The organism is Porphyromonas asaccharolytica DSM 20707 (genome assembly GCF_000212375.1).
GTDB classification, from domain to species: domain Bacteria; phylum Bacteroidota; class Bacteroidia; order Bacteroidales; family Porphyromonadaceae; genus Porphyromonas; species Porphyromonas asaccharolytica.
In genome coordinates this window covers 1960958-1984723 of record NC_015501.1, presented here as the reverse complement: position 1 = coordinate 1984723, position 23766 = coordinate 1960958, and the positions used below count along the sequence as shown (strand labels likewise).

27 protein-coding genes and 3 tRNA genes are annotated in these 23766 nt (G+C 46.3%); 11 read left to right on the top strand and 19 right to left on the bottom strand.

Annotated elements, in window-relative coordinates:
* Positions 1–25: 25 nt before the first annotated feature.
* From PORAS_RS07775 to PORAS_RS07760, 4 genes are read left to right on the top strand one after another with little or no spacing between them, the layout of a single operon-like run.
* Entirely contained in the window at positions 26–853 is an 828-nt protein-coding gene (locus PORAS_RS07775; RefSeq protein WP_013760824.1) for a MotA/TolQ/ExbB proton channel family protein, read from the top strand.
* 9 nt (positions 854–862) lie between these two features.
* Entirely contained in the window at positions 863–1333 is a 471-nt protein-coding gene (locus PORAS_RS07770) for a hypothetical protein (protein ID WP_004331418.1), read from the top strand.
* A gap of 26 nt (positions 1334–1359) precedes the next feature.
* Positions 1360–1965 (top strand): ExbD/TolR family protein, encoded by a 606-nt coding sequence (locus PORAS_RS07765; protein WP_013760823.1) that lies wholly within the window; start codon positions 1360–1362, stop codon positions 1963–1965.
* Positions 1966–1988: 23 nt separating this feature from the next.
* Positions 1989–2465 (top strand): ExbD/TolR family protein, encoded by a 477-nt coding sequence (locus PORAS_RS07760; RefSeq protein WP_004331409.1) that lies wholly within the window; start codon positions 1989–1991, stop codon positions 2463–2465.
* A 1016-nt stretch (positions 2466–3481) separates the two neighbouring features.
* Here the strand turns inward: PORAS_RS07760 and PORAS_RS07755 are convergent.
* From PORAS_RS07755 to PORAS_RS07745, 3 genes are all read right to left on the bottom strand, one after another.
* A tRNA-Gly gene (locus PORAS_RS07755) sits at positions 3482–3557 on the bottom strand.
* A 76-nt stretch (positions 3558–3633) separates the two neighbouring features.
* Positions 3634–3716: transfer RNA gene (locus PORAS_RS07750), tRNA-Tyr, on the bottom strand.
* A gap of 424 nt (positions 3717–4140) precedes the next feature.
* On the bottom strand, positions 4141–4626 hold the full coding sequence (locus tag PORAS_RS07745; protein WP_013760822.1) for a ferritin: 486 nt from the start codon (positions 4624–4626) through the stop codon (positions 4141–4143).
* Positions 4627–4855: 229 nt separating this feature from the next.
* Here PORAS_RS07745 and PORAS_RS07740 point away from each other — a divergent pair.
* The 7 genes from PORAS_RS07740 (at position 4856) to PORAS_RS07710 (ending at position 10041) form a co-directional block, all read left to right on the top strand.
* Positions 4856–4943, top strand: a tRNA-Ser gene (locus PORAS_RS07740).
* A gap of 359 nt (positions 4944–5302) precedes the next feature.
* Positions 5303–6544, top strand: a complete 1242-nt coding sequence (locus PORAS_RS07735; RefSeq protein ID WP_174258538.1) for a site-specific integrase — start codon at positions 5303–5305, stop codon at positions 6542–6544.
* A gap of 27 nt (positions 6545–6571) precedes the next feature.
* Positions 6572–7045, top strand: a complete 474-nt coding sequence (locus PORAS_RS07730; RefSeq protein ID WP_013760821.1) for a DUF1896 domain-containing protein — start codon at positions 6572–6574, stop codon at positions 7043–7045.
* A gap of 167 nt (positions 7046–7212) precedes the next feature.
* Complete coding sequence (locus PORAS_RS09115) at positions 7213–7545, top strand: hypothetical protein (RefSeq protein WP_044211558.1); 333 nt, start codon at positions 7213–7215, stop codon at positions 7543–7545.
* Positions 7546–7672: 127 nt separating this feature from the next.
* Positions 7673–8341, top strand: coding sequence for a hypothetical protein (locus tag PORAS_RS09160; RefSeq protein WP_425357262.1), 669 nt, complete (start codon positions 7673–7675; stop codon positions 8339–8341).
* Positions 8342–8363: 22 nt separating this feature from the next.
* Positions 8364–8780: a PcfK-like family protein gene (locus PORAS_RS07715; RefSeq protein ID WP_013760818.1), complete on the top strand. Its 417-nt coding sequence runs from the start codon at positions 8364–8366 to the stop codon at positions 8778–8780.
* On the top strand, positions 8764–10041 hold the full coding sequence (locus tag PORAS_RS07710; protein WP_004330610.1) for a PcfJ domain-containing protein: 1278 nt from the start codon (positions 8764–8766) through the stop codon (positions 10039–10041). Before PORAS_RS07715 ends, PORAS_RS07710 begins: the two co-directional genes overlap by 17 nt.
* A gap of 10 nt (positions 10042–10051) precedes the next feature.
* On the opposite strand, the gene PORAS_RS07705 is transcribed toward PORAS_RS07710, so the two are convergent.
* From PORAS_RS07705 to PORAS_RS07630, 16 genes are all read right to left on the bottom strand, one after another.
* Entirely contained in the window at positions 10052–10996 is a 945-nt protein-coding gene (locus PORAS_RS07705) for an HNH endonuclease (protein ID WP_004330612.1), read from the bottom strand.
* 130 nt (positions 10997–11126) lie between these two features.
* The gene (locus PORAS_RS07700; RefSeq protein ID WP_013760817.1) at positions 11127–11864 is read right to left on the bottom strand and encodes a hypothetical protein; all 738 of its coding nucleotides are present in this window, start codon (positions 11862–11864) and stop codon (positions 11127–11129) included.
* 272 nt (positions 11865–12136) lie between these two features.
* A complete protein-coding gene (locus PORAS_RS07695; RefSeq protein ID WP_013760816.1) occupies positions 12137–12568 on the bottom strand; it encodes a DUF3872 domain-containing protein in 432 nt (143 codons plus the stop codon).
* 12 nt (positions 12569–12580) lie between these two features.
* Positions 12581–13162: a conjugal transfer protein TraO gene (locus PORAS_RS07690; RefSeq protein ID WP_044211448.1), complete on the bottom strand. Its 582-nt coding sequence runs from the start codon at positions 13160–13162 to the stop codon at positions 12581–12583.
* A complete protein-coding gene (gene traN / locus PORAS_RS07685; RefSeq protein WP_013760814.1) occupies positions 13162–14103 on the bottom strand; it encodes a conjugative transposon protein TraN in 942 nt (313 codons plus the stop codon). The genes PORAS_RS07690 and traN overlap by 1 nt, the downstream gene beginning before the upstream one ends.
* A gap of 36 nt (positions 14104–14139) precedes the next feature.
* A complete protein-coding gene (traM, locus tag PORAS_RS07680) occupies positions 14140–15387 on the bottom strand; it encodes a conjugative transposon protein TraM (RefSeq protein WP_013760813.1) in 1248 nt (415 codons plus the stop codon).
* Positions 15377–15664 (bottom strand): hypothetical protein, encoded by a 288-nt coding sequence (locus PORAS_RS07675; RefSeq protein ID WP_013760812.1) that lies wholly within the window; start codon positions 15662–15664, stop codon positions 15377–15379. The genes traM and PORAS_RS07675 overlap by 11 nt, the downstream gene beginning before the upstream one ends.
* A 4-nt stretch (positions 15665–15668) precedes the next feature.
* A complete protein-coding gene (gene traK, locus PORAS_RS07670; protein ID WP_004330615.1) occupies positions 15669–16292 on the bottom strand; it encodes a conjugative transposon protein TraK in 624 nt (207 codons plus the stop codon).
* 384 nt (positions 16293–16676) lie between these two features.
* Positions 16677–17714 carry a conjugative transposon protein TraJ gene (gene traJ / locus PORAS_RS07665; protein WP_007364700.1) on the bottom strand — a complete coding sequence of 346 codons (1038 nt, stop codon included), beginning with the start codon at positions 17712–17714 and terminating at the stop codon, positions 16677–16679.
* A gap of 32 nt (positions 17715–17746) precedes the next feature.
* A complete protein-coding gene (locus PORAS_RS07660; RefSeq protein ID WP_013760811.1) occupies positions 17747–18376 on the bottom strand; it encodes a DUF4141 domain-containing protein in 630 nt (209 codons plus the stop codon).
* A 26-nt stretch (positions 18377–18402) separates the two neighbouring features.
* Positions 18403–20919: a TraG family conjugative transposon ATPase gene (locus PORAS_RS07655; RefSeq protein ID WP_013760810.1), complete on the bottom strand. Its 2517-nt coding sequence runs from the start codon at positions 20917–20919 to the stop codon at positions 18403–18405.
* Complete coding sequence (locus PORAS_RS07650) at positions 20919–21245, bottom strand: DUF4133 domain-containing protein (protein ID WP_013760809.1); 327 nt, start codon at positions 21243–21245, stop codon at positions 20919–20921. Before PORAS_RS07650 ends, PORAS_RS07655 begins: the two co-directional genes overlap by 1 nt.
* Complete coding sequence (locus PORAS_RS07645) at positions 21245–21550, bottom strand: DUF4134 domain-containing protein (RefSeq protein WP_004330933.1); 306 nt, start codon at positions 21548–21550, stop codon at positions 21245–21247. Before PORAS_RS07645 ends, PORAS_RS07650 begins: the two co-directional genes overlap by 1 nt.
* A gap of 66 nt (positions 21551–21616) precedes the next feature.
* Complete coding sequence (locus tag PORAS_RS07640) at positions 21617–22141, bottom strand: hypothetical protein (protein WP_245528020.1); 525 nt, start codon at positions 22139–22141, stop codon at positions 21617–21619.
* Positions 22142–22368: 227 nt separating this feature from the next.
* Complete coding sequence (locus PORAS_RS07635; protein ID WP_013760806.1) at positions 22369–22902, bottom strand: DUF3408 domain-containing protein; 534 nt, start codon at positions 22900–22902, stop codon at positions 22369–22371.
* On the bottom strand, positions 22899–23690 hold the full coding sequence (locus PORAS_RS07630) for a ParA family protein (RefSeq protein WP_013760805.1): 792 nt from the start codon (positions 23688–23690) through the stop codon (positions 22899–22901). Before PORAS_RS07630 ends, PORAS_RS07635 begins: the two co-directional genes overlap by 4 nt.
* Positions 23691–23766 lie beyond the last annotated feature (76 nt).

Sequence of the window (23766 nt, the reverse complement as noted above, 5' to 3'; positions counted from 1 at the left end):
ATAATCAACTAACACAACTATCGCAATGAAAAAGTTATTTGCAACGTTATCATGCATGGCTCTACTCACACTGGGCCTCACACAGATGACCTACGCACAGGAGGCTACCGCAGATGCTGTAGACTCTGCAACTACAGAGCAGGTGACACCTACTCCCGTTGAAGAGGCTGTCGAAGTCGACATGGAGGCTGTCATGGAGCAAGATGCTACCGCTGATCAGTCTTTCCACCAGGCTCTTAAGACCAAGTTCATCGAGGGTGGTGCTGACTTTATGGCACTCATCGCACTCGTCTTGATCCTCGGTCTTGTTCTCTGCCTAGAGCGTATCATCTACCTCAACCTAGCAGACAATAACTACGAGGCATTCCTACGCAAGCTCGAGGAGGCTCTCAACCGCGGTGACATGAACGGAGCTAAGGAGATCGCACGCAACACACGCGGTCCTGTTGCTTCCATCGCATACCAAGCACTCATGCGCTTTGATCAGGGCATCGACGTTGTCGAGCGTTCTATCGTCTCCTACGGAGGTGTACAGGGTGGACTTCTTGAGAAGAACCTCTCTTGGATTACCCTCTTCATCGCTATTGCTCCTTCACTCGGATTCCTTGGTACCGTCGTTGGTATGGTCATGGCATTCGATAAGATTGAGAAGGTAGGTGATATCAGCCCGACGGTCGTCGCTGGTGGTATGAAGGTGGCTCTAATCACGACCATCGGTGGTCTGATCGTCGCCATGATCCTACAGGTCTTCTACAATTACATCCTATCTAAGGTTGAGTCTATCCTCAATCGTATGGAGGATGCTTCAATCACGCTAGTTGACTTTGCTATCAAGTACAACCTCCATAAGTAATACGCAACCATGGCAGTAACCAAAATTCGTAAGATCTCTAGCTGGACACTACTAGTACTCTTAGTAGTCTCCGTTGCGGTCTGCCTTGCGTTCTTCGTCGGGGGAGTCGAGCTAGATGCTTCGGGCAATAAGGTCTATGCCAATACAGATTTAGTCTTGTATTGGGGCTATGCGCTTGTAGCGCTGACGCTTATTGCGACCCTTGCATTCTCGATTATCTCTTTGATACAAGGATTCCGCGCTAATCCTAAGAGAGCTCTTCAGAGCCTCTTAGTCTTCATCCTATTGATAGTCATACTTGCTATCACCTATGCTATAGGCGATGGTACCCCTATGTCTGTCAACGAGGATTCAGCACAATACAACACTCCAGGGTGGCTTAAGACCATCGATATGTGTATCTACACTGCATACACGCTCGTGGCTCTTATCATCGTAGGTGTCATCTGGGGTGGCATCCGCAAGCGTCTTGCCAAGTAAGTAATCAAACATATCAGTAAAGAGCAATGTCTAAAACTAAAAAGAAGGTACCCAGTATCAATGGGTCATCCATGGCCGACATCTCTTTTATTCTTCTGATCTTCTTCTTGATTACTACTTCAATGGACACCGATCAGGGACTAAAGAGGCGCCTACCGCCGTTGGTTCCCCCCGAGCAGCAGCACCAAGATATTGAGATACGTGATCGTAACGTACTTCGTATCCTTGTGAACCGCTCGGATCAGATAGCTATCATCAAAAAAGATGCGTCAGGACGTGACGATATGGCTATCGTACCTCTTGATAGGCTTAAAGATCGTACTGTCGAGTTTATCCTTAACCCTCAAGATTTGCCGCATCTCCCAGAGAAGGAGACTCGCTACATCGCAGGACTAGGAGATCGACTCGTGACGATATCTTCGTATGCTATCTCGCTCAAGAACGAGGTCGAGACCAGCTATCAGATGTATATCGACGTACAGAACGAGCTACTTCGTGCTTACAATGAGGTATGGGATATCGTCGCTCAGAAGGAGTATGGTCAGCCGTACAATGACCTTACACCAGACAAGCAGAAGGTGGTAGTCGACTGCTATCCGATGCACATCTCTGAGATGCCACTCAACTCCTAATCTTCAACTTATAGCGCATTATTATGGGTAAGTTCAAACAAGCTGGAGGGCGTACGATGCCTGAGCTGAATACATCCTCATTGCCAGACTTGATTTTTGCCTTTCTGTTTTTCATCATGATGGTGACGAGTATTCGAGAGGTCACTCCGAAGGTAGCCTTTCAGAATCTCCCCACAGCGACAGAGCTAACCAAGTTGGAGGAGAAGTCCCTTGTATCCTTTATCTACGTAGGCAAGCCTATACCTGAGCTCCAGTCTAAGTTTGGTACAGCGCCAGCTATTCAGCTCAATGACCAGATTACTACGGATGCCTCTGCTGTTTATGGCTTTGTCAAGGATCAAGAGGCTCAGATACAGGATGAGCGTCGCAAGCTGATGACCATCTCTATCAAGGGCGATGCCTCTACCAAGATGAAAATCATAGCAGATATCAAGCAAGAGCTACGTCGTGCTGATGCTCTGAATATATCATACTCAGCAAGACCTAAGCGAGATAACTAAAAGAGACACGTTGCGCTAAGCAATAGACTCTATCACTTAATAATGAGGAGGGTGCTACTAAAAGAGATGTAGCTCCCTCCTCTCTTTTTATAGACTCTCTGTGAAGACACTTCATCGAGAGCGTGGCATAAAAAGGAGTCTGTAGTAAAGTGGGGGGGGGGGCTAGTACTTTAGCTATGGATAGGTTTACACGTTTGGAATAGTATAGCGCAAAGATTCATTCGCGCGACAAGTGTATGTGGAAGGGCGTCCGTCTCCATCGAAGCGAAGCGAGTAACCCGCTGTAGGGACGCACGGCTCGTGCGTCCGTTGTATCAAAGATTATGGTGTCAATACGCGTCTTGTCGTTCGACAACGGACGCATACCGTCGGTGCGTCCGTCTCCATCGGAGCGAGACGAGTAACCCGCTGTAGGGACGCACGGCTCGTGCGTCCGTTGTATCAAAGATTATGGTGTCAATACGCATCTTGTCGTTCGACAACGGACGCATACCGTCGGTGCGTCCGTCTCCATCGGAGCGAGACGAGTAATCCGCTGCTTTCTAAGTTCATATGCAAGTAAAATGCGAAGTTTTTTCTCGTTTCGCAAGCTCGGTCGACTTCTCTTCGGGTGAACCGCTCGTCGGGGTGGGGGCTCCCACCGTAGGGGCGGACCTGTGTGTCCGCCCGTCCTCACCTGAGCGCAGTCTATTTTGCGGGCGGACACGTAGGTCCGCCCCTACACAAGCTACGTCAGCACGACAATTCCATTCATCAAACGCTGTAACCTCGATCTGTAGGGACGCACGGCTCGTGCGTCCGTTGTATCAAAGATTATGGTGTCAATACGCATCTTGTCGTTCGACAACAGACGCTCGACCGAGCGTCCCTACAAAGGGTTACACGTCTCGGTTTGATACAACATTATTCGTGTCGGTTTGATGTAATGGATGCATGAGCCGAGCGTCCCTACAAGGTGTTACCCTATGATACGAAAATAGAGCGACAAGTGCCGCTCTATCAATTGTTTATCTACTTGGAGCGGAAGACGGGGCTCAAACCCGCGACCCTCAGCTTGGAAGGCTGATGCTCTATCAACTGAGCTACTTCCGCATACTATGCGACTTTATCTATCCATAGCCTATTGACGGCTTGCAGACTTAGTCGCTTGAAGACGTAAACCTCATCGTGGGCAGTGATGGATTCGAACCACCGTAGGCTTGCGCCAGCTGAGTTACAGTCAGCCCCATTTGGCCACTCTGGTAACTGCCCCCGAGGTCGTACAGATTGCTCTGCTAACGCCTTCGTGAGTGCAAAGGTACAAAAAACTTTTGTCTTTGCAACCATCTAGACCAATCTAAAGAAAAAATGGGCTAATGGCGGCTAATTCCTATGTTGAGGTGGGTGTAGAGGTGACACGTGACAGACAAGATCTTTCAGGGCACGATAGATTTTGCTTTAGAAGGGGGTAGCCCCCCACGTGGAAATTCTCAAATCTCCACGTGGCAAATTAAAAATGCCTACGTAGGAATGAAATGAAACTTCGGAGGAATCAAACGAAACTTCGGAGGAAATGATTCGTCCTTACGTAGGAAATCAAAAATAGCCACGTGGGCAATGTCAAATCTCCACGTGGCTATTCCGTTTTATATTACATTCCTTGAGGACTATGTCTCATCGCATAGTCTTGCTCTATCTATTGTCTCTTAGAGAGGTGTGCGTTGACGAGATAGATACCCTTCTCGCCAGCCATGCGTAGCTGATCGATGATACCGAGTACGCTGTTCTCCTCCTCGACCTGCTCATCTATGTAGCGCTTAAAGAAAGAGCTAGTAGCGTAGTCACTCGTCTCTAGAGCCTCTTTGTATATGTTGTGTATTAGCTCCGTCACATGGCACTCATGCTTGTATGCAGCCTCAAAGAGCTCGATGGGCGTACCAAAGTGCTGTGACATCTCAGGTATGCCTGTGATATGTGGCTGTCCAGAGCGTGCCTGTAGGTAGTGCGCTATCTCTAGGGCATGCTCGATCTCCTCGTGATACTGCTGAAGGAACCAGTGGGCGAATCCATTGTACCCCTCTTCCTCCATTTGAAAAGACATAGCGAGGTAAAGGTATGCTGCGTGAAACTCTTCGTTGACTTGAGCATTGACCATAGCGGCCATTTTTTCGTTGATCTTCATATTGCTTTGATTTAAGTTTTACTGGGCGGGTACTTACCGTCCGCCGCTGCAAATATAGCAAATATTCTTCAGTTCATTGCTACGATCTTTGCCTTTTTTTGAAGGAAGAAACAAGGGGGATAATTCGATCTCGTACGTGCCCGTTTTGAGGAAGCTAACAGTTGCTCATTTGGATTATAGTTGCTACCTTTGTACTCTGTAATTGGGGGTAAGGAACTTCTCCCCCTTAGGAGAGATGCCAGAGTGACCGAATGGGCCGGACTCGAAATCCGGAAAGCGGCTTGTCCGCTTCGGGGGTTTGAATCCCTCTCTCTCCGCTTTAAGTACTCTGGCAGTACCGCTAGAGAGCACTACCGAAAAAGTATAAGTATCGTAATTCCAACGAGTTACGATACTTTTGTTTTATAGTCCTATACCTCTTCAGAGTAGTTACAGAGATAGCCGAAACGCCCAAAATACTCTCCAATGGCTACAATCTGGCTACACTTTTTTCTCGCAAAAAATAATTGTAGCCAAGAGTACGTAGAGAGTCTGTTTAGAGTACTTGTACATTGCTGTAGTTCAAACAATTATGTGCAACTTTGTAGGCGAGTTGTAGAGAGTTATAGCACCATAAATGTGTAGCTTTTCTGGTCGCAAACTTTCTATGCTTGGCTACAATAAAAACAGACAATGTATGCAATCAATTTTCAGAACAGCATTCTACCTTCGCAGCAACTATGTGAACAAGGAAGGAAAAACGCCAGTAATGCTACGCATCTATCTCAACAATGAACGGATGTCACTAGGCTCCACTGGCATCACCATCGTGCAGTCCCAATGGGATCGCGAAAAAGAGCGAGTAAAAGGGCGTCACACCGAAGCTCTGAATACGAACTTGCAACTGGATAACATCCAAAGTGGTTTACAAGCCATCTTTCGCAAGTTAGAAATGACTGATGAGCTTTCGTTAGAGCGTATCAAGTCAGAACATCTTGGCAAAAAACAAGATATAGATACCATCATGCAACTCTTCGACAAACACAATGAAGATGTTGCAGCTCGAGTTGGCATCTCAGTCTCTGCGCCCACTCTTCAAAAGTATAAGGTCTGCAAAAGACGCTTTTCTGAGTTCCTAAAAGATAAACTCAGACGCAGAGACCTCAAGCTCACGGAGCTAACCTATATGATTATACATGATTTTGACCTGTACCTACGCACAGTGGTGGGGCAAAATCCTAATACAGCCACTAAAACGATGAAGACCTTCAAGACTATCGTCATTTTGGGACAAAAGTTGGGCGTACTACATCACGACCCATTTGTCAACTTCCGATTTCACTTAGAACCAGTGAATAGAGGGTTCTTGACTGATGAAGAGGTCTTACAGATCGTCAACAAGGAGTTGAATATCCCGAGATTGGAGCTGGTACGAGACATTTTCATCTTTTCCTGCTTTACAGGTTTAGCTTACATTGATGTGGCTAATCTTACACCCGACAATATCGTGATGCTTGGTGGCAAAGAGTGGATTATGACTAAGCGACAGAAGACAAGCGTGGAGACCAATGTGCTGCTCCTCGACATCCCTAAGCGCATTATCAGTAAATATAGCCACCAAACTTATCGTGATGGCAAGCTCTTCCCTATCCTTAGCAATCAGAAGACCAATTCATACCTCAAAGAGATTGCAGATATATGTGGTATCAAGAAGAACTTGACTTTCCACCTAGCTCGACATACCTTTGCGACAATGTCACTGAGCAAGGGAGTTCCGATAGAGAGTGTATCTAAGATGCTGGGGCATACCAATATCCGAACAACGCAAATCTATGCCCGGATTACCAATAAGAAGATTGAACATGACATGGAGCAGTTTGCTGACAAACTAGGCAAGTTCAATACGGCAATGGGTATCGGGGAGAATAGCTGGCAATAAGTGCAACCATTAAAACCAAATAAGAAGATGAAGACAACGAATAAGAAAGAACTATCCTACTTCCGCTTAAAGCTAGAGAGCTACCTTAGTGAGCATTTTCCTGAAAAGGTGGAAGACAAGCCATTTATCACGGCACGAGCTGATGAAGCTCTTACTACCTACTGTGATGCTGTAGAAGAAGGATTCTCATATCCCGAAGCAGAGAGTATGGCAAGTGAAGTGCTGTATCATGACCTGCATTTCTCCAAATACGACACGCTTGTGTCCGTCTTGGAGAATGAGTTTGAAAAGGAGCTCCCCTCCCCACTCCCCGAACGACTTGCTCCGATATTGCTAAAGAATCGAGCGATCCAAGAGACCTTTGACAAATACAATCTTACGGATGAATTTGTTGCAACACCTGAGTATGATGCGCTCTACACAGAACTGACAGGAACAGTTGTACTTCTTATCGAAGCTAATCAACTTCCCATGATAGGCGATGTGAATGCATTAGAGTAGACAATGTAGATTATCCCTCTCTCGTGAGCCTTTTGAGCTTCAAGAGCCAAGATAGTCTCTCTGCTCCATACGTCAAGAGTATATTCTATCTCTTGTCTTTATGTCGCATAGTCTCTTGGCTCTGCTCTTGAAAACTCTAAAAGACTCCGAATATGAATAAATCTCTCATGAACAAAGACCTGCACAGTCCAGCCTTCATACGGGCAAGTGTTCCTGCAGATAAAGAGGAACCATTACAAGTTGCGTCCAAAACAACTTCGAGCAACGGCATCAAATGGTCTCGCATCATCCGACTTGCCTTACTTATGGGTATCCTATCGGGTGGAGTGTACTTACTCTCTAAGTTAGTCACAGCACAGGTCGTAACGGCTCTATTGATACTGATTGGTTTTGTGGTACTACGATTCATCGTTCGTACCATTCTGCAAATCACATTTACGCTTCTACGCTACCTCTTTTGGATTGTTGTACTAGCCGTAATACTACTTTGCGTGCTATGATATAGCACCTCTTTCTCTTCAGAGAAACAACTCTTTGGGTGACTGGCGCTTTTGTGAGGCTGGTCACCCTTTTTGCTTCTTGTGTTTAGGCATTGCACTTCTGCTTCTCAGTCATAGCTCCCCCGTTATGCAGTGGTCAAATCGGGAGCTGATTCTTTTTCATCGCAAAGGTAGTACGGGGCTTAAAGACTTTCACAAGGTCGGGCCATTCGGTTTGTCTGGAAAATCTCCACACCTATGCTGTTCGCTTCGGGTAGTATTTTCCGCCAAAACCTTGTGTAAGTCTCGCCCCGCTACCTTGTTTTTGCTTGAAAAAAGGAATCAGCATACTCCGATCTTTGAACGCATAAAAAAAAGGTCTCTTATGAATAAGCAGAAAGTAAATATGACATCATCAACGAAAGAAAAAGGATATAGCTCCTCCTCTCATTACCGCATAAGTTCTGAGTTTGAACAAAGTGAGCAGGCGTTGGCTACCAAGTTCGTCCATTGGGACGTCCCCCCATTGGAAAGCCTTTGTGACAGCTCTGTATATCTCCTGAGAGCAAAGCTTAATCGTGGCGAGCGAATGAGCCGTGAGGATAAGGATTGGCTCTGTGAAGCGGTGAACTCAAACACCTATTTCCGCACAGCTGTTCCCCTACAAGGATGGCGATTTGACTTCATCGATGTATTGAAGAAGTGCCTCGTCAATCAATATGGACAGTGGGCAGAGTACTATGCTCCCGACCGCACCAGCCTACGCAACTACCTCTATGGACCTATCAACCAAATCGTAGAGATACCCAAGCAGTAACAGCACTAATACCGATAAGACAATGAAAGGAACAGAACAATTTACCCGAACGATAGCAGAATACCTTAATGGACGTGCGATGACAGACCCTTTGTTTGCGCCCAATCTACAGAAGCCCCATAAGAACATAGAGGAGTGCATTCTCTATATCTTGAGTGAGGTGCAAAGAAGTGGTTGTAATGGTTTTGCCGATGAGGAGATATACTCAATGGCAGTTCACTACTATGATGAAGATGATATAGAGGTGGACAAAGTCTCTGGTTGCAATGTTGTAGTCAATCACGTTGTAGAGCTCTCCGAAGAAGAGAAAAAGCAAGCACGGCAGGAAGCTATCAAGCAATACCCGCAGCTCACCAAGCGAGCTAAAGCACAACAGTCAAACAAGCAGAAGCAGTCACCATTCAGAAGACACTCTTTGACCTATGAAACCAAGAACTAAATTACAGAAAGAGGTGGCGGAACTGAGCCGTCACCTCTCCAAGATAACCGAAACTCAAAAGAATTGGGCAAAGAAGCATTGCTTTCCTCATCTTGCCAAGCGTACTATCAAAGGCGAGTATACTTGTATGGAGTGCGGATACCGCTGGAGCGAACGTCACAATCATAGCGATAGAGTCAGTTGCTTTCATTGCTCCTCAGAGTTGGAGGTGACTACCACCCGACAGAGGGTTTTCAAGCAGTCAGAATATCTCACAATACTTACTACCTACAAGGGTTTCCAGGTGGTGCGACACCTCTTTCTCCAACAAAGTTACATCTATGGTTATTCTGCGGTGTACACGATAACCGAAGTGCTACAGCTCTGGCTCTCCCCAAAGGGCAAGTTCGTAACCATTGCTCGGCTTCGCACTATGAATAGCTGGATAGACAGCTGGTTACTTCATAGTGATTTGGAGGTTCGCCCAAATAGAGACTTTTACGACATCGTACCGACTGAAATCTATCCTCACAAGCGAGTACTACCTATACTCAGGCGGAATGGTTATCGTGATAACTTCCATAACCTCACCCCATTTGAGCTATTCCTCGCACTGCTGACGAATAGCAAGGCGGAGACCCTCCTCAAAGCCGGTCAGCACGAATTGCTCCGCTACCTTGTACGCAACAACGATCGTAGTATAGAACACTATTGGGGTTCCATTCGTATCTGCATCCGCAATGGCTATACGATTGAGGATGCCACTCTTTGGTGCGACCTTATCCGTATGCTTCACATCTTAGGCAAAGACCTACACAGCCCGAAGTATATCTGTCCTAATGACCTCAGAGAAGCTCACGACCAAGCCGTAAAAGCAGTAGAGCGACAGCGGGAGCAGGAAGTGCAGAAGCAAAGACGACTTCAAGCTAAAGAAGCCGAAGCCCTCTTTAGAGAGCAAAAGGGTAAGTTCTTTGGTATTGCCTTTACCGACGGCATTATCCAAGTTCGAGTGCTTGAAAGTGTACAAGAGCACATAGAGGAAGGTACAGCGATGCACCATTGTGTCTTTGCAAGCGAGTACCACCTCAAGCCTAGTTCCCTCATTCTCTCCGCCACCATCAATGGCAAACGCATAGAGACCATCGAACTCAGTCTTGAGACCCTCAAAGTCGTTCAAAGCCGTGGTGTCTGCAACTCCACCACCGAGTACCACGACCAAATCCTCGCTCTCGTCCAACGCAACATTGGACAAATCGCCGAACGGGGCAAAGCGTATAATTAGGTATGAAATCTTATGATTGTTGGAGATCCAGTTCTTCCATATCAGAAAAACTAAGAGTCATAACAATATCTTCATTAATTACTTTTTTCGTTGAAGTAAGGTCATGACACTCTATTGAACAATGTACTTTTTTTTCGTCAAGTGGAGTCGGAATATATGGCATTGTCATGTTAGCTCCTTGTTTGCTTAAGTCTTTTTTGCATAGAGGAATGGCTATCTGAATAAAGAAACTATAGTAGGCAAGGCCAAAAATATATGCTGGAACTTGCATTGAGTCGTTCTTTCGTTTGAATATCATACAAGAATCGAACATAAATGGATTGATCCCTATATACATCCTCTGTATAACAATAAGTTTTCCGCCACAAGTCCTTTTTCCTTGAAGCCATTGTAAGGTGTCGCTGAAATAAATCATTTCTTCTTCGGGCATTATAGATAATGCCATCTTGACAATTGCCTTGAATACATCTTGTGGAATATAACTTCTTTTCCCTGTGATTTTAACTTTTTTATGCTCTTTATCTATATCACACCTCAGGTCTTCTCCTTCAACGCAGGTAACATTAAAGTTTCCATTTTCTACTCTAATATTAGATTTTTCAGAGGAATTGTTTTTGAACTTTGGAACTTTAGAGCCTCCTCCTTTGCTCACCTGTGCAAACACATGGGCGAATTTCATGTATTGGGTAAATTGACTTTCATACTTGCCAAAAAGTTGATTACATGTGTCGCATTCGTACTTTGATTTAAGAGTTCTGTTTCCAATGCTATGTGGGATTGTGTGTGCAGCACTATTAAATGTCACATTTGGTTCTTGTTTGCCACAAAATCTACAACTGGTTGATTCTGTTGAGTCAAGTAATATCTCCTCTTCGGTGTTTAAGTGATAATGCTTTACTATATCATAGTGTTCTATTAAGTTTTTAAGCATTTCATTAAATGGTAATTGTTGCATAGTGTGATTTCTCTTTTAGTTATTTGTTAAGACGGAAATACTAATAGATAATATTCTAAGCCTTCCTGTTTTCTTTTAATCAATAAATGACTCTTGCTTCTGTTAGTAGTTGTTTTATAAAAACCATCACTCAGTTAACTATCTCTAGTCCTCCTTTCCTGTTGGATTTAATTAATTCTTGAAGTTCTTCATCTTTGTCAACTGAAATTGTAGAATGTGAAGGGAGGGATAGTTTGTCAGGAGAAAATATACAATATGTGTTGCTAGAAAATAACTCCATAAATATATACCCTTCAAATCCTTTTTCGCATAGTTGATGTCTGAATTCTATTCCATTTTGGAAATCTGTGAGTAATTGACCAAGTAATGGAGTATGGTTAAAGAAGAACTCATCTATTCTTGTTGCTGCCTTATTTTTAATGGAAGGATCTTGCGAATAAAGTTTTTCTAAGTCAGAGTGGATTGTCTCAAATGTTTGTCCCTTTTGATAATTTGTAAAACTTTGATTTGTGATTTCTATTCTCAATTCATGCAGAAGTGAGATAATATGACAGCATCTAGAAAGACCTTTCTCTAGATCTAATAGCTTAATCTCTTCATTAACAGTTACAGTCGTGATGGTACCGTTTTTAATTGATATCCCCTTATCCTGTTGATTATTTATTGCTGTAGCTAATACTTGTTTGGCAGAAATTTCTTTGTCATATAAGAATATAGCACCTATACAATTCTTATTGCCAAATTGACTTCCTGCATATTCTGTATTATGAAAATTATCGTCCCATTTGCTTGGTAAGCCAGTGCAGATGTCATACCTGTATAACCTGTCTCCTCTTTCTAATATTATCGTGTTGTTCTTCTTTCTCATATATTGTCTACAACAAATAGTTATCTACAAACACTTCTATTTCACAGGTGGTTTGGATTAAACATCCTTTCCTGTGATTGTTGTTTTGCAATAGCAAAGTTACTGCTTTTGTTGTATCAAGACATAACAATATGAAGAAAACAAATTTTGCCATAGATAAATAACTAATGTTTTTAATGTAAATAAACAAGACGACTGGCTATCACAACTAGTCGCCTTGCACATAAAAGTTACTAAAAATACTTATTCAGCAAATCATAAAGAAAATCTCATTATTCTGTACGCTCATTGTTGAAGTTGAAAGTCCGTTGCTGAAGCTGTCCGAAGTTGTCCTCCACGTAGATATCAATCGTTTGTCGATCAGTAGAGCGTGAAGTGTAATAGAGCCGGAAGGCATCTTTCGTGAGCGGATAGCGGTCATTCGGTTTGAATATAGTGCCATCATCCATCTTCAAGCAACCCTTGCCATCCGGCTGGAAGTAACGGATCGTGTATTGCGTATTGGCAAAGCGACCACTTCTTTTGAGACTACAGCGTATTTCAGCCGTTTCCCCCTTAGCTATGGAGTTCTGCACAGGCATCACTTCGAGCGAGAAGTCATAAGCCTGCTGTACATCCAGCTCGCGAGTACAAGCAGATAGACAAAAGAGGGCGAGGGCAACCCCTCCCACAGCCCATATCGTATTCACTAGGAACTTTTTCATTGTTGTTGGTAGTTAGATATTGAACTTGAGTCCTGCTGAGATAGCAGGACGAAAACGATGCAGGTCAGAGCCGAAGAACAGTCGCCCTTGAGCTTTGAGGACGAAGAGCAGATTGTCTGTTAGGAACAGTTCCACCGAGCTATGTATCGCCCCACCATAAGTAAAGCGAGATCGGTCCAGGAGTGTAGCCCCATCGGGTAGTAATCGTTTATCCTCGTTCAGCTCTTCATAACCGCAGAGAGCGGATAGACCCAAGTAGCCAAAGACATTCTTCCCCCGATCTGAGAGTATCGGGTGCATATAGCCAAAATGCAGTAGCGCATCACGCAGTGGAACATTGTAAGAGCGATAAGTCAACCCTTGCTGCTCATATTCCGCCAAGAGAAAAGCGTAGTTCGCTCGCTTGAAGTAGTGTGCGAACGCTAGACCTACCCCAAAGCTCTCCTTTGCGAATAGTTTCTCCCCCTTGATAATCGGCATAGAGCCGACCAGCTCAACGCTATTTTGCCTAGGGATTAGTCTCTGTGCGTACGATGGCATAGCAGCAGCCATAGCCACCATCACGCAGACCATCATGGATAACCATCTCTTCATCACCACTTCAGTTTAAGGTTGTCAATCTTCTTAGTGAGCAAAAGGTCTTCAGGCTCCACATAGAAAGTGAGCGTGCGACTGCCATTTCGCTCATAGAGCGTCACTTCCAGCTGCTTATCCTCCGATAGCGTGAACTGCTCCAAAGCAAAGACTATTCTCTCAGAGCGTCCCGCCCCAATCCACATCACTTGATGAAAGGCACGTAAAGGTTGTAGCATTCGCTCCTGTATAGCTGTATGCTTCGCCACCTTCTTGTCCACCACCTTGAACGTAATGAAGTCCACCGCATACGGCATATTAGACTCATTATCCATACGGACATGGAAGTAAAGCAACCCATTGTGGGCATATAATCCACGAAGTAAGAAGCGCATCCCGAATTGCTTCGCTCCAACATGCTTGATAATTCGCTTATCATTTTGGTAGATGCTCTTCATAATCAGCTTAACCAATATGGGCGACTCACTTCCCAGCTCCTTGAAGTAGATGTCCGCACGATTGCTCGGCAGTCTTCCCTCCGTAGGAGATAGAAAGTCCTTCATCTCAATGCTGAGCTTCTCTGGTTCATCCGCATACTTCACATTGAATGCGTAAAATGAACCATCCTCACAGATGACGCTCATATTGGTCTCCGTCTCAAACTCTCGAACGGCAGCCTTTACACGTAGCACATTCTCCGCATCGTCAGCCTTCCCTGCAATAATGTTTTGCGACCCGAGGTCTACATAGCGTATAGCTGCAGGAAAGATGAGATGCACCGTCTTTTCAAACGTGACCTCCAGCCCGTAGGGCAATACGACCCGTCCATTCGGTATCGATCGGCTCATCCCTTGGTAAAGGTCTCCGCTACTCAGTAGTTGATTGTTTCCCTCTACTTGTTGTGCCATAGCGGGAAGCGTTATCGTAGCACAAACTACGATAGATAAAATCCATTTCTTCATAAGTATATCAGTTGTTATTGTTAGAGTTCTAAAAGCTTACTTCGTCTGTACAAGGAATAGTCTATATCCTCCTTTGAGCGTCACCTTAATCGTGCGGAGCTTCTTCTGTAGTAGTTGTCCAGCTCCCTGCATCACGCCTCTAGTCACCTCGGAGATGATTTGGTCTTTAGCCGAAGAGGAAAAGGTGAAAGAGGTTCCCATTGATCCCCCGACATTTGCCCCCATCTCCTTGAGTGCTGACACCTCTTCAGAGCCAGGAATATAGACTCCCATCTGTCCGTCTGTATCATAGGCAGATAGTTTGACTGGCAGAATGCGACCATTCACCTCTATGCTCTTAATCAGTAGCTGCATTCGGTTGCCATCTATCTTAGCTTGTGCCATCAAGAGACTATGCTTTGGGATTGAAGTTTGCTGCACACGAGCCGTCTCCAGCAGGCGAAGGGCAACGTAGTCACCCTCTTTAAGAGTCGTTGTTTTGTCCACCACTACGCAAAGGGTATTGCGACCGTCAGTGTGTGCGGAGTTATTAGAGAGCGAATGAAAGCTCATATTCCGCTCCTTAGCTCCGTACATCTCTATAAACTCCTCGTCACTCATTGGCTGGTCCAGTGCTGATACCAACGGCTTGTGGTCAGCTATAATCTCCATTGGAGCCTCTTCCTTGGCAGCTCCACCGCTAGGCGGAGAGACCATCTGAGACTGCTCACCCATAGGCATAGCTCCATGGGCAGGAGAGGCACCAGCTGCGGGCAAGTACTTAGCCGCCATTTGGTAGCTCTTCTCCATAAGAGCTAGTTGCTTAGCTTCCTCGTCATCGTCTTGTTGGCTAAGCTCGTGCAGTTCGCGTCTGAGGTCATCAATCTCCTGTTGCATAGCTTCTCGCTCCTCCTCATAAGGGTCAGAGCCGTAGAAGTCCGCTAGCAGACGGTTGTTCTCCTCGTAGCGTTGCATTGAAGACTCAATCTTATTGCCAACGACCGCCTCCTGCGGGTTGCTCTCAGACGAGTTTCCCTCCTGCTGAAAGTACTCCGCCAGTCTCCCCACCTCCTCACGAGCTTGCTCCTCTTGAGTTGTATGGTCAACTAGTTCGTAGGCTTTGAGTTTATTCTCCGTAAGCTTTTCGGTCGTAGCTTGTGGGATGTTGTCATTCAACCCCTCACCAGCGTCCGTTTGCTCCTTAGTGGCGGGTGCAAATATAAACCACATAGCAAGGGCAAAGATAATCCCTAGCCCTGCGAAGACTAACACCTTCTTCAATTGTTCTTTCTGTTTATGCTCCATAGTTACTAATCGCTAAATGTTCCATTCTCTTGATGTAGGTTGTATCCCTCTGTATCGGGCTGTCCACCAGCTCCCCCATAGGGATAGGTGGCATCTCCTCACGGTGCGGGAGGAAGAATTGTGCCACCATCCAGATTGAGCAGACTAGGTAGACGAAACTCAGTCCATAGACAATAATCTGTCGCTGTCTGTTCGTTAGCATATTGCACCGCTCTCTTAGCCGTACCTGCCCCCTCAAATAGCTTCTTCTGAGGGTAGGTCTACTTCTTCGCTTCATAGACTTATCGCTTGTAAGTTTGGATGTCACGATTCTCTCGTACGAGGAAGTGCTCCATCAGAAACCCTTGCGGATTGTTGTCCGAGCGAACCGAGTTTTGCAGCGAGCAACTAGTCACCAAGCTCCGCTCCGTGACATTGCTCTGTCGGATAATAAACTGCCGAGCAAAGGTGGTTACTTCGTAGGGGTAAGAGTCAAAGTCACACCGTATGGAGTCAATCTCTATACGTTGGTTGACATTGCCCGAGATAGCTCGATTGTAGTACCCCTTCTCTGCTAGATCCTTGTAGTAGTTAAAGGCGGACTTGTCGCATAGTTGGAAAGCACGCTCCATATTCTTCTCGATAGCATCCTTGTCGGGCGCAATCGTGAAGAAAAGCTCGTGAAAGCGTCTTACATGCTCTCGAGCCTCCACCGGGCGGTTCATCGAAGCGTCTTGGCTCAGAGCCAGCATCAGAGACTTCCCTTGGTCTAGTACGTACACCTTCTCACGCTGCTTCTTAGCAAAGCTGTACGAAGCGTAGACCGCATAGCTACTGACCGCTATGCAGACTATCGCAAAGATGATGGCGTAGAGCCTAATCTGCTTGAAAGAGGTCTCTATGTTTGTGAGTGATTTGAATTCCATATTCCATTATTCTAATTGTCTTATCTCTAAAAACTTCTGAGGGGTAGTCTAGTGCCAATGCGCCTTGGCACTGTAGTGCCATACGGGTGAAACTCGAGTGCCAACCCCACTTGGCACTGCAGTTTCATACGGAGGGAACTGCAGTTTCATAGGTAGGAAACTCTAGTTTCATAGGTAGGAAACTCTAGTTTCATAGGCAGGAAACTCCAGTGCCACGGGTAGGAAACTGTAGTGCCACACGGCAGGCACTACGCTTACCTCCCCAGCTGCTACATTAACCCACATAGGAGGAGCTAATCCTACCCACCTGACCGTCATACGACCGTCACGTGGTCATCGCATCCTCATCAAGCGTGTCATAGCCACCCTTCGGCTGAAGGGACGCTATTTCCCCTTGATAAGTGCCCCTTTGATACGTCCGCCTACGTTGCCGGCCATAGACCCCGTGGCACCAGCTACCGCTTTACCTCCCGTATAGGCACCTTGAGCACCTCGTTGCGCCGTCTGATTGACATTGCGTCCGTATGCCCCGATACCACCACCAGCCTCTATAATCCAGCCCGCTACCGTAGGAACACAGAAGTACCCCACGATACCAATCAGGAAGAAGACAATGTAGTACCAGCTACCCGAATCGGGCAAATAGTTAGGGTCACTCAATGCTGCAATATCCTTCTGCACCATCAACACCTGTATCTTTGTGAGGAGAGCCGAGAGGACAGAGCTCACGGGTAACCACAGATAGACCGATATGTAGCGTGAGAACCAAGCCGTAAGCGACCCCGACAAGCCATCCCAAACCGCAATACCAAAGACGATTGGTCCCAGTATGCTCAGCACGATAAGAAAGAAGGTACGGAGCGTATCAATAATCAGAGCAGCTGCATGGTATAGCAACTCTATGAGGTCATGGAGTTGCTTCATCAGCCACTGCTTTGTTTTGTAAGCAGCACGTTCGGCATACATCCCAGCGATGGTCACCGCATCGCTCGGCCCGATGATCCCCATCTCCTCTATCTTTTGGTCAAAAGCTTCATTGGAAACCAAGTAAGCCGTCTCGGGATTACGGAGATAGGCAGCCTCTTGTAGTTTGTCACGCTTAGCGATCAACTTGTCTAGTTGTACCGTCTGCTTATTGACCATTCGCTCTGTACCTTGTACCACAGGAGAGAGAATCGTATTCATCGTACCCAGCACAATCGTTGGGAAGAACATAATACAGAAGCCCAGCACAAAAGGTCTCAGTAAGGGGAAAAGGTCAATCGGCTCGGCACGAGACAACGAAGACCACACCCTTACGGCTACATAGAAGAGCGCTCCTAATCCCGCAATCCCCTTGGCAATGCCCGTCATCTCTCCACAGAGAGGCATCATCTCCTGATAGGTGGAGCGGAGTAATTCATGTAGTGATGCAAAGTCCATAGATCCTAACGGCTATCTTTACATAGATGTTCTTACCAATATCGGCTCTCTGGATTTCCATAAAGCGCTTTGACCGATGCCAGATCATTCTTCTCGTGAGCACGTACATAGCTCACGGAGATATTCTTTCGGGTGTAGTAAGAAACAATCGATCGATACTCACGTAGTGTCGTATAGATGCGGTCTATCATCTGCATACGCTCGCTATCATTCATCGAGAACACCTTGCTCTTAGCTACAGACTTCAGCTCCTTAAGACTCTCGCCACTCAGTTCCAAGAGCTTGGCATAGCCAGCAGCCATCGCGGCTAGCTCTGTGGGGCGGAAGTTTGGGTCCGTTAGCATCTTCTTGTAGGAGGTTACATAGATCTCTGATATGTCTCCCACCATTAGGATGCACTCCTTCACCTTGTAGGCATCGCCTATAAGGTTGTTAACCTGCTTGAGTGCATCGTAGTACTTCTTGGTGTCGTTGTACAGTTTCTCCACCTCCTTAAAACCACTTAGCGTGTTTTTGACCGTCTTCGACGCGGTGGCAATCTCCTTAATGGAGTTAGCTATGTTGCCAGCAAAGTTCCCAGGGTCGGTAACCACCCACTGAGCGTGGGCTTGAGGGATAAATAGGCTCATTGCAAAGAGAGCCATCAGCAGATACTTTTTCATTGTCACTAGGTATTTGATTGTTACTATTATTGCTTATCTCTTTTCTCTATGGCGAGCTGTCGGATGGCCGACTCAATGTCTCCTCCCAGATGCTCCGCACGTTGCATGACTTCCAGCTTCTCTCGCTCCTCTGTCGTATAGGTGAGATACTCCTCCATACTCACCTCTGTAGCATAGACGGCACTCTGCATACCTCCCAGCCCGACCCACACCTCTTTGTAGAGTCGGTGAGGATCATTGTTCTGATTGATTGAGAGGATTTGGCTCTTCTCCTTTTCGGAGAGACCCAGCATCGATTGGATACCATCAAACTTGGTCATGTACTTACGCTGGTCCAGTAGGATCTTGCAGTCGGAGTTATTGATGATACTCTCCTTCACTACGGGTGAAGAGATGATATCGTCTACCTCCTGCGTCACCACAATAGCCTCTCCGAAATACTTTCTGACCGTTTTGTAGAGATACTTAATGTAGTCCGCCATATTCTCCGAAGCAATCGCCTTCCAGGCCTCCTCGATAAGGATCATCTTGCGGATACCCTTCAGTCGGCGCATCTTATTGATAAAGGCTTCCATGATGATAATGGTCACCACGGGGAAGAGGTCTTTATTGTCCTTCACTTGGTCAATCTCGAAGACGATAAACCGTTTAGAGAGCAGGTCTATGTTCTTATCCGAGTTCAGTAGGAAGTCGTAACGACCACCTTTGTAGTACTGCTTGAGCGTAGTCAGAAGGTTATTGATATTGAAGTCTGAGAGCGTCACCTTGATATCTCGCTGCTCCATATCTTTTCGATAGACATCTCTAAGGTATTCGTAGAAGCTATTGAAGTTCGGGACAATACTAGCATCTGAGCAGATGAGTTCGATATAGGCATTGACAGCAGAGCCCAGCTCTCCAGCCTCAGTCTTGGTGACCCGCTCATCGGCACTCTTCCAAAGCGTCATCAGTAGGGTGCAGATACTCTCCCGTTTCTCAACATCAAAGAACTTGTCATCCGTATAAAAAGGATTGAAGGAGATAGGATGGTCATGGGTGTAGGTGAAGTAGACTCCATCCTCTCCCTTTGTCTTACGATGGATTAGTTCGCACAACCCTTGATACGAGTTACCCGTATCAACCAAGAGGACATGCGCCCCCTGTTCGTAATATTGTCGTACCATATGGTTCGTAAAGAAACTCTTACCACTGCCGGAAGGTCCCAAGATAAACTTGTTACGGTTGGTAATGATTCCTTGCTTCATCGGCAGATCAGATATGTCGAGATGTATCGGCTTACCAGATAATCTGTCTGCCATCTTAATCCCAAAGGGTGAGAGTGAGTCCTTGTAGTTGGTCTCTGCCGTGAAGAAACAGAGAGCCGGCTCAATGAAGGTGTAGAAAGACTCTTCTGCGGGAAAGTCCCCTGCATTACCCGGGATAGCCGCCCAGTAGAGGGTCGCTGTATCGATGGTGTTATGTCTAGGACGGCACTCCATCAAGGCAAGTGCAGAGCCCACATCATTCTTGACTTGTCGTAGCTCCTCTTCATCGTCACTCCATGCCAAGACATTAAAGTGAGCTCTAATGGAGGTGAGTCCCTGAGAGTGTGCTGTGTTGAGATACTCCTGTATCCACTCTTCGTTGATTTGATTACTACGGCTGTAGCGCGCTAGAGAGTGCATATTTCTAGCCTGCTTCTCAAAACGCTGCAAGTTAGCCTCGCTATCTTCAATGAAGAGGTATTGATTGTAGATATGGTTGCAGGGGAGCATCAGCCCCACTGGAGAGGCAAAGGAGAGGCGGCAGTCCGAGCGGTCTGTTGATAATCGCTCATAGCGACCATCGGTACTGACCGTAGTGGGTAGATCATCCGTATCCGAGAGCGTATGTAGGCACAGCATATTGTCTCCCACACGTACAAGGTCTGCCCCTAGACGTATATCCTCCAATGTGCCGTGTCTGCTATCTGATAGAGTGAAGTAGCGATCTAAGAGAGCAGCTTGCTCCCTAGAGCCAACCAGCTCAGCCTCGCTCATTCGAGCCAGCTTTATCAATTCGGATTCATTGATGATGCGTTCGAACTGATCCACCGACTCCATAAACTTCACCATCTCCTCTTCGTTGGTAATCTCTTTAGGGAGTAGATGACCTCTACAAAGCGTTGAGAAGCTACTCTGCTGTGCCATACGCTGTCGATTGCTCTTCGTGATAAAGAGGTAGACGGTATGGTTTAGATAGGGTCGCTCATTGAAATGTCTCTCAGAGGCACGAGCGAGAAAGCTCAAAGGCTTTTCCTGACCACGCTTGCAAGTTGTATGGTAGCACTCCTTGATGAACCAATCTTGCTTGTGGACGATCGTGAAGTTGGGTAGCACCTTGATTGCTTTATGCCAAGTAGAGTGCATCGTCTCATACTCTGCAGATGTGACTGTAAAAAGCTCGGGTAGCTCCACTCGAAAAGCAACCGTCACATCAGCATCCTTACTGACAATGCACCCATGCTCTACACTCAGCAAGGGGAACTTTGACTCCAAGATGGTTATCTTGCTTCTGTTTCTCATCATCTAGAGCTATTGAGTTGGTGAAAAAGCTGATAAACCGAACGGCGGTTCAAGAGATACCTCGGGTGTCTTCTTATAGCTCCTCGCTTCATCAATCCATATTGACCATACTTGCGATTCATGGCGAACGTTTGCCACACCACAACGGTGGCACCCACTACGCCTATGCCCAAGCAGATGATCTGACTGATGCCACAGAGATAGAGAATCACTACAAGGATGAAGATACCCAGTAATCCTCCTGCAAACAGGAAGAGGTAGTGAGCCTTCAATCCCTTGAACTCCACCGTCCGACCGACTCCTTTATTTACTTCCCAACTAGCCATTAGAGGAAGAAGCTACGCAGGATGGTAGCAGCTACGATGAGGAAGATACAAGCTCCAAACCAGCTTGCAGCTGTCTTGCTCGTATCGGGGTCTCCTGAGCTAAACTTATTGTACACCTTGACACCGCCTATCAAGCCCACCACTGCCCCAATGGCATAGATGAGCTTGGTGGCTGGGTCAAAATAGGAAGTGACCATCTTGGTCGCTTCGTTGATGCCCGCCATACCATTGCCTTGGGCAAAGGCTGTCGCACCTGTCATCATCAGGGTCAGGGCAAGCATCGCTAGGCGTTCCTTGCTAATCATTCGTCTGTTCATTGTCTGTCGTTATATCAAGTTGTTAAAGAATAATCTTGCTGTTCTATTGTTGGGTTACAAGTAGTAAGAGAGCGGTTTCTCTTCTTCACCCGCTTCTGCCTCTACTTGGGAAGGTGCGGGTTCCTCTTCTAGCTCTTCAGCTTTCCGCAGGGCTGCAAAGAGATTGCGGTGAGCTTCCTCCACTTGTAGCGTGTACTCTTTGAGCCGATCCATAAGCTCCGTTCCTCGCAGGGTGCGGAGCGTCTGGCACACCTCCTCTTCATTTTCATTAGTCAGTGAATCCTCTTGCTTGCTCCATTGGCTAATACGAGATAAATCTCTTGCTAAGATGGCGGTCGGGGAGAGTTCGGGCAGTGCTTCGCTGGCAATCTGTAACTCCTCCCGCAGGATGCTCTCCTCATCTAGATCCTCCATCGTGTAGGTGACTTGTATCTCGTTTTCTGCCTCAGGGATAGTTTCGCTTTCCTCTTCTAAAGGCTCTCTAGCGTCATCTCTTTGCGTTGACTTATCACTATCTAACTCTGCAAATGTAGCGGGATTATCGTCCGCTTTTTCAGACGAGGAACTCTTAGGAACCATTGGGAAAGATGAGGAAACAAAAGGCTTACTCTTGCCGACTAGTTCGTCTCTAACTAGGTCCTTAGACTCTTGATTGGAGTCTGCCTTTTCCGTCTTTTCTTTCTTGGCTGTAGCCTTTCTTGTAGGGTCTTGCTTGGAGCTGTTCAAGAGTCTCCGCCAATATGTGATGCCAAAGATTACCCACACAATCCCTAATAAGAGCAGTAAGCATCTCAATGTCTCTTCAATCATAGGTCAATAGTCTTATCTCGTCTCCGCTGAGAGACGATTTGGTTTAATAGCTCCTGGTGCGTTTTCAAGTGATCCAGTATGATGTTTTCAATATAGCTTGTGATGGAGGTCTCTACACGGAGATCACTCACCACATTTCGAAGTAGCTGTAGCACTTCGGTATGAATGCTGAAGCCAGACTTGTTGCGTCCGTCTCGTACAGATGTCAGGAAACGCTCTTCGTATGCTGCAAACTCTAGTGTCGATGAGCAACTCCTAGGATTAGGCTTCTCCTCCCCCTTGTCCGAAAGCTTTCTTTTAGAGCTGTGACGCTGAGATGCTTGAGGAGAGGAGGTCGGAGTAGAGGATGTTGTTTCCTCGGTCTCTGAGACGACATTATACTCCTCTTCAAGCGTTGGCTCTTCATCCAAATCTATCGGCTCATCAAAGTCTGGGATATTCTCTGCGGTACGCTTGGTGACCCCTATATTTGCCATCTCTCTCATCTTAGCTTGGAGCAGTCGCTCTCGCTGTTCTTTAAGTGAGCTCATACGCTTGTACCTTTTTGTAGTTCTAGCTTTTGCATCACCTCTTCGACCCATTCATCCACACCCGTCTGAGGGCGTAGCGTGGTAGCTGGAGGTAGATAAGAGCAACGAAAGACTCCCTTGACACCCCCTTGAGCTAGCTCACGACTGAAGCGAACGGAGTGATAGATACGAGCGTCTAGGATCTTCAAGCCCTGCTCTTGGGCATGCTGACTGAACAGTTCAATGACCACAGTGCTGGCACTGCGATTTACTTTGTTCCAAAGCAAAAAGAGATCTTGGATTTGAGACTCGGCAAAGCCTACACCTAGCTCTTGGATTGTCTTGGCATAAGCAAAGCTTGATGCCAGCGATTGCGGGTCAGCCTCTATGGGGGAGATGATATAGTCCATCATAATGGATAGCTCCATCATAGCACTGGTAGCAACATGACCTGGGAAGTCGAATATGACGAGTTGGGGAGCTATCGGTGCTTTACTCAAGTATTGCTCTGTATTGCTTATCGCCTGCTCTAGATTGCTTCGGATAATCTGGTAAGACTTCTTCCCATATTGGGCAAGTCGCTCGTGGAGTGCTTTCCCTATATCTGGAGAGGTTCCAATAAGGTCTCTGTCACGCTCTCTGAGCTTGAAAAATGACTCCTGCGTGCCATCGCAGTCCACTACGACAAGCGGGATATCCTTCTCGTAGTATAAAATAGATGCTAGCACTTCGGCTAGCGTACTCTTACCGACTCCTCCCTTTTGTGAAGCGAAGCCTAGGTAGAGCGGGCGGTTGTTTGATCTGTCCATATCGTTCTTTGGTTACTACTTATGTTATAAGCCTATGGGGCAATTGTTTCACTCTAAATCTGACTCAAGAGTTAGG